Source organism: Pseudomonas sp. SST3 (assembly GCF_003325755.1).
Map to the genome: position 1 here is coordinate 1 of NZ_QORI02000070.1, position 5978 is coordinate 5978.

At 61.3% G+C, this 5978-nt stretch carries 5 protein-coding genes and 2 pseudogenes; 5 read left to right on the forward strand and 2 right to left on the reverse strand.

The features are described from left to right. Nucleotides 1-45: 45 nt before the first annotated feature. Entirely contained in the window at nt 46-870 is an 825-nt protein-coding gene (locus DQ405_RS27650) for a hypothetical protein (protein WP_023124806.1), read from the reverse strand. 859 nt (nt 871-1729) lie between these two features. Here DQ405_RS27650 and DQ405_RS23435 point away from each other — a divergent pair. Further along, nucleotides 1730-2043 (forward strand): annotated as a pseudogene (locus DQ405_RS23435) (DUF736 domain-containing protein). A gap of 319 nt (nt 2044-2362) precedes the next feature. On the opposite strand, the gene DQ405_RS23440 reads toward DQ405_RS23435, so the two are convergent. Next, complete coding sequence (locus DQ405_RS23440) at nt 2363-2656, reverse strand: helix-turn-helix domain-containing protein (RefSeq protein WP_071533935.1); 294 nt, start codon at nt 2654-2656, stop codon at nt 2363-2365. Nucleotides 2657-2975: 319 nt separating this feature from the next. Here DQ405_RS23440 and DQ405_RS27260 point away from each other — a divergent pair, with 319 nt between their 5' ends. The 4 genes and pseudogenes from DQ405_RS27260 (at nt 2976) to DQ405_RS23460 (ending at nt 5712) form a co-directional block, all read left to right on the forward strand. Then, the gene (locus DQ405_RS27260; RefSeq protein WP_021204052.1) at nt 2976-3326 is read left to right on the forward strand and encodes a DUF2958 domain-containing protein; all 351 of its coding nucleotides are present in this window, start codon (nt 2976-2978) and stop codon (nt 3324-3326) included. 343 nt (nt 3327-3669) lie between these two features. Next, nucleotides 3670-4441: pseudogene (locus tag DQ405_RS23450) on the forward strand (DUF2285 domain-containing protein). Nucleotides 4442-4570: 129 nt separating this feature from the next. Further along, nucleotides 4571-4840 carry a helix-turn-helix transcriptional regulator gene (locus tag DQ405_RS23455; protein ID WP_021204050.1) on the forward strand — a complete coding sequence of 90 codons (270 nt, stop codon included), beginning with the start codon at nt 4571-4573 and terminating at the stop codon, nt 4838-4840. Nucleotides 4841-4866: 26 nt separating this feature from the next. Beyond that, on the forward strand, nt 4867-5712 hold the full coding sequence (locus tag DQ405_RS23460) for a replication initiator protein A (RefSeq protein WP_031270617.1): 846 nt from the start codon (nt 4867-4869) through the stop codon (nt 5710-5712). Nucleotides 5713-5978 lie beyond the last annotated feature (266 nt).

A 5978-nucleotide genomic window follows, 5' to 3' on the forward strand; every position in this document is an offset into this window, starting at 1 on the left:
CGTAGCCGCGCCCGGTGTTCAAGGTCAAGGCTTAAAACCTTATGTTCATGTTTTTTGCTTCTTGGTGTTGAACCATTCCTTGAACTCTTCTGCCTCGTTGCCGGTTAGCTTTGGGAAAAGCGACATATTGAATCCAAGGGTGATTGTGCTGTCATTGACTAGGGCTAAACGGCTCTTTGTAACACCAAGCAGTCCGAATTCCTGAACAAATCCATGGAGAGGTTTGTCGATTGTTGCGAAATGAATTCGCATTTTCATTCCTCTGCTTATGCCCGCCAACTCTGAAAGATTGACAATCACCATCAGGTCGGCCAATGCGTTATAAATCCTCGCATTTCTCTTAGGATCATTCTGTTTGGGTTTCTTAGGTTTTAGCACTCCATGCGCATTCTTGTTTCCATATAAAGTCGACAAGCCACACAGCATGATTGGGTGGCCAATTTCCATATCTCGCTTAGATGCGAAATTTAAAATATCCTCCCTAACCTCTTTAGCTTGGGCCGGGCTGCGCGGCTGATGCAACGTATCTTGTAGGTATGCGACGATTTCTGAATTTTTCAGAAAAGAGTCTCTCTGATGAGTTGTGATACCCCAGGAGGCAAGATTGTTGAAGGCTTCAAAAAAACCTGAATCAACGCGAGCCTTCTTGAAGAACCCCTTAGCTATGTCACCTTCAGCGAACATGCCGGAGGATGCTTGACTCATGTCTTGAGGAATCCCAAGTCGGCCTTCGATGTTTGAAAGAAGAAGGCTTATGGCACTTCCTTTTGTATCCAGTGATTTAATGAAATTTTTATCTTCGATGCTGCAATTTTTGAAGCCTGATGAAATTTTGGATACGATATTTCTGTCGATCATATAAACACGCATGACTCGACAACCTCCTTGCCTGATGAGCGGTTCCCAACGGGAAAATGGCTAAATATTCAGTCATAGAATGATGCCGTAAATTGCTTGAGCGTGTCGGCGCACAGCGCCGCCGGGCTTTCGGGCTGCGCCCCGTGCCGGCAAGCCGTCACGGCCATGCGGCTTCAATCCCTCACGCCTTCGCGCCTGCGGCGCTGCGTGCTTCGCTTGCCTCCAGGGGAAAGCCCTGCGGGCTATCCCCGCCGCGCGCAGCTTGGCGCCCCTTAATACCGCCGAACCGGCTGCGCCGGATCGGCCCGGCAAGCGTCCCGCCGCGATGGACGGGTGCTGGCGAACACGCTGGCGCTTGCTGCGGCAGGTTGTTCGGATGCGTGCCGTCCTCAACGCTGGCGGTTCTCGCCCATCACGTCACGAAGGACGGTTCACGAACATCCCGCCCGGCATCGCTATGGAGCTTCCACGCCACGCCTCAAAACCGGCGCCGCAAGGTGCGGCAGGGGCGCTCTCGCCTGTCGTTGGGTGGTTGACCTGGCCCGCGTCAGCGGGCGAGCCGGAGAAGCCTTCGGGCGGGGATGCCGAGCCGGCCCCATCTYCTTTCGGAGCGGTTCGGCCCAAGGCGTCCTTGTCTCGTTGTGAATCCTGGCGGGGGCGCGGCTGCGCCTCGGGCTTCATGGCTGCAACCGTCCGGCGAAAACAATTTCCCCGCCGCTGCGCGGCTTCCTCGCGCAGCAAATTCTTTTCGCCTCCCGGCTCTCCACTGCGTTGCGACCGCAGGCGGTGCAGCCAGCCCGTCCCCCGCCGGCCGGATCACAACAAGGACGCGATGGGCGCGAACCTTGTTCAACCGAAAGGAGAAAACATCATGGCCAACATCGGCACCTTCACCGCAGACAAAGACGGCTTCACCGGCACGCTTCGCACCCTGACGCTCAACGTCAAGGTCAAGCTGGTTCCCAACGACAAGGGCAACAGCGAGAACGCCCCCGACTTCCGCCTCCAGGCCGCCAGCCACGACATCGGCGCGGCGTGGAAGAAGACCAGCGAGGCCGGGCGGGAGTACCTGTCCGTGACCCTCGACGATCCTTCGTTCCCCGCGCGGTGTATGCCCGCCTGATCGAAGGCGAGGACGGCACGCACGACCTGATCTGGTCGCGCAGCAGGCCGCAAGCGGCCTGACGGCCACCCCAAGCATCCCGCCCATTGCGGCGGGGTGCAGCGCTGCTTATCGCAGCACCGAACACGCGGCAGCGGGAAACCGTCAGCTCGCGCCCGATCGTTTCTGGTTCCGGTATTGCCGCAGTCATATTCAGCAGGTTCAATGCCCGTGGAGGCAAATCCAAGATGGCGTGTCGGCGCTGCTAGCACCGCCGGGCTTTTCGGGCTGCGCCCCGTGCCGGCAAGCCGTCACGGCCATGCGGCTTCAATCCCTCACGCCTTCGCGCCTGCGGCGCTACGCGCTCCGCTTGCGGAATCCAGTCTTACACGCCGACGCGCGCTACGGCGTGCTGCGCTCTTTCAACACCGCCTCAAGCTCCTGGCGTACCCGCGCCAGCAGCTCATCGGTCTTATCCGTGCTGTCGCCGGCATAGGCCAGCGTCAGCAGCGTGAGCGGATGCACCTCCATGACCTCGCACAGCTCGGTCAGCTTGTGCAGGGTCGGGCTTTTCAAGTCGCGCTCCAGCGAACTCATGTAGGTGCGGCTAGACACGTCCGAAAACGCTTCCTGGCTCAAGCCCCGCGCCTTCCTGACTGTCCGTATCGCCGTCGCCAATGAGTGTTTCGCTGTCACCAACTTGGTTTCCCCATAAAAACCAAGATGACAGTCCATTGCGCCCTATAGGGCTACAATCTATAGTGTTCATTTATGGCTGAGAGGCACGCTTTCGTGCTTTTACGGAAATCCGCATATGCGGATTTCCTCAAACCCGTGGAGCCACATCCGTGTCTTTCATGGCCTGCACAATTCCGCTTCTGCGCTTCCGTGCCTGTACGGATTCGACGGCTTACGCCTTCGTGCTTTCGCACGAAAGCACGCATCCATTTCGCCGCTTCCGTGTTTTGGCAGGAAGGCTCCTCCTTGCATCGTCGGATTCGTGGGAGCGCCAACCATGACCCAACCGCTCATCACTGCCGAACAGCACGCACAACTGCTCGCCGTTGGCGAGGCGCGCGCCAACGGCCAGAGCATCGACCCGATGCCCGTGGTGCGGCTATTCACCCCGGACGCGCACGCGACCTGGTTGCTGGCCGCGCTCGATCCTACCGATGGCGATACGGCCTACGGCCTGATCGACCTCGGGATCGGGATGCCCGCCTTGGGAACGGTGAAGCTGTCCGATCTGGCTGCCATCGTCGGGCCGTGCAAGTGGCCCGTGATGCGCGACAGTTACTTTCAACCTGCGCGGCGACTATCGGAATACGTGCGGCTGGCGCAGGAAAACGGCTCGATCATGGATTGATGCAAGCCAGCGCAGCCGGGTCAAACGGGCGCATCGTGACTATTTCGGTCTTACCCAAGACCGGGCAGGTCTGAATCCACATCCTTGCACCGAAGCGGTGCGCTTCTGACGCAAACAGTCATGATCTTTGGCGCGGGCTGCTGCACCGTGCGCCATGCCGCGCACCATTTTCGTGGCGGCGCAGCCGTCGCATTCAGACGATTTCAGCAATGCCCCGGAGCGAATCTGTCTTGACACCAGTAGTTACAGCTTACCCCGATTTCGATGACAACCTGATGGTGATTCGATAGCTCCCGCACGACGGAATCCAGGCGACGCACCCCAAGCACAGGGAGGTTCCGTCATGACTAATCGCAGCGTCGAACACTGGTATCCGACAGCGGCTTATCTCTACGTTCTGCACCAGGGCGGCCCCGCGCTGGCCTGGGAGTACCTGCGCCGAAAACCCTGACTACCGGCGCGACTGGCTGCACCGCCGCCGCCGACCAGATACGGCGCATCGTTGGGGCTTGCGCCTGCTGGAAGATCCCGCCCTGGATGCGCGCGACGCACATCCGGCGTGGTTCCCCGATCACGATGGCGTGATCCAGCTCTACCCGGACGACGACCCGCCGCCGGATGCCGATGCCTTCGAGTTCTGGAACGTCCCAGGACGCAAGCACCTGATCCATGATGGCAAGCGCCTGATGCTGACGGCGCAATGGCCCGGCTGCTGCGTGCGGCTCACGCTCACGCCGAGCATGGCCGACGGAATGGCCTACCTCTACGCCATCCGAGGCTGCACTACGCCTTGCGCACGCTATCGCGCACTGGCGGCTGGGCTGGATGCGTTGTCCACTGCAACCGGGGCCGCGCCTGCGGCGGCGACCCGCTCGCGGCCCACGCACGCCGCAGTGCTGGAACTGCACACCTTGCAGGCACTCGACGCGACCCTGGCGGGCGCGTCCTTGCGCGAGGTTGCCGAGGGGCTGTTCGGCGTTGATGCCGTCGCGGCCGATTGGCACAAAGACAGCGCCTTGCGTGCCCGCGTGCGGCGCTTGGTGCGCCGGGGCGATGCGCTGATGCGCGGCGGCTACCGCCGCCTGGCACAGCTTCCGCCGTTCCCGTCGCATTAGGAGGGGGGACGTTTCGCGCCCCCTGCAAATCGTCCCTTAGCAAGAAGCCTTGCTTTCTTGAAAGTGCCTCTATCCGGCCGCGTGGTGTGGCCGGGCTTGATGGAGGTACACCCCATGCGACCCTCTCCCTTGCGGCCTGCCGCCGCTACTGTCGCTGCGCCCTCGCAGCCCCAACGCTACCTGACCAACGACGAAGCCGCCGAGTATCTGCGCCTCAGTCCTCGCACGCTGGAGAAGCAGCGCGTGATCGGCGGTGGCCCGAAGTTCCGCAAGTTCGGTCGCCGCGTCATGTACGCAGTAAGCGACCTCGATGCCTGGGCCGACCAGCGCAGCTACGAGGCTACATCCGACCCGGAATACGCCGAACGCCACGCGGGTGACTACCGTGATGGCCGCTGATCGTCGGCGCGTGGGTGGCCTTCGCCATGTCCGGCCCTCCAGGGCAAGCCTTGCCGCAGTGCGAACAGCTCGACCTGTTCCGCGCGCTGCCGGGCGACATGGCGCCACGCGACAGCCAGGACTTGATGGCCTTTCCATTCTTCTCGCTGGCGAAGTCGCGGCGCATCGCGCCGATCGACTTCCGCAGCGGGAACATCACCATCCGCGTGGAAGGCACGGCCGAGCACGGCATCGCCACGATATGGGATGCCGACGTTTTGATTTGGGCGGCCTCGCAGATCGTGGAGGCACGCGACGCGGGCATTCGCCCGTCGCGCTGGATACACGCCACGCCCTACGAGATCCTGCGCTTCATCGGGCGCGGCACATCCCTCAACGACTACCTGCGCCTGAAAGCGGCGCTCGACCGGCTGCAATCGACCAGTGTGGCCACGTCCATCCGAGAAACCACGGGCAGGCGCTTGCATCGCTTTTCGTGGATCAACGAATGGCGCGAACTGGCCGATGCCAGCGGCACGCCGCTGGGCATCGAGCTGATCCTGCCGGACTGGTTCTATGCCGGCGTGCTCGACGCCGCCCTGGTGCTGACCATCGACCCGGCTTATTTCCGCTTGAAGGGCGGCATCGAACGCTGGCTGTACCGCTTGGTACGCAAGCACGGCGGGCGGCAGGAACACGGCTGGCAATTCGACTTCCGGCATCTGCATCGCAAATCCGGCAGCGCGGCTCGCTTCTCGGACTTCGCCTACGACCTGCGCGTGCTGGTGGCACGGCAGTCGTTACCCGGCTACGTCCTCGGCATCGAGCGCATGCCGGACGACAACACCGAACTGCTGACCTTCCGGCCCGTGCTGCATACGGCACGGGGATAACTGCGGGAAAAGCTGTGGACGGCCTCGTGCTATCAGGAGTACCCGGTATCGTGCTATCGGGAGTACGCCTATCGTGCTATCAGGAGTACGAAAACGCCGCAAAGCCAGTAATGGCGCGGGTTTTCAGCCTCTCTAACTTACCTAACTATAAATCTCTAACTTTTAGTAGAAGCGCACCGTTTCGGTGGACAACCGCCAAACGGCACAGCGAACAGCGTTTTGCAGGGCAGGCGAATCCCGGCTTTCCAGCATGGGAGGCCGCGTCA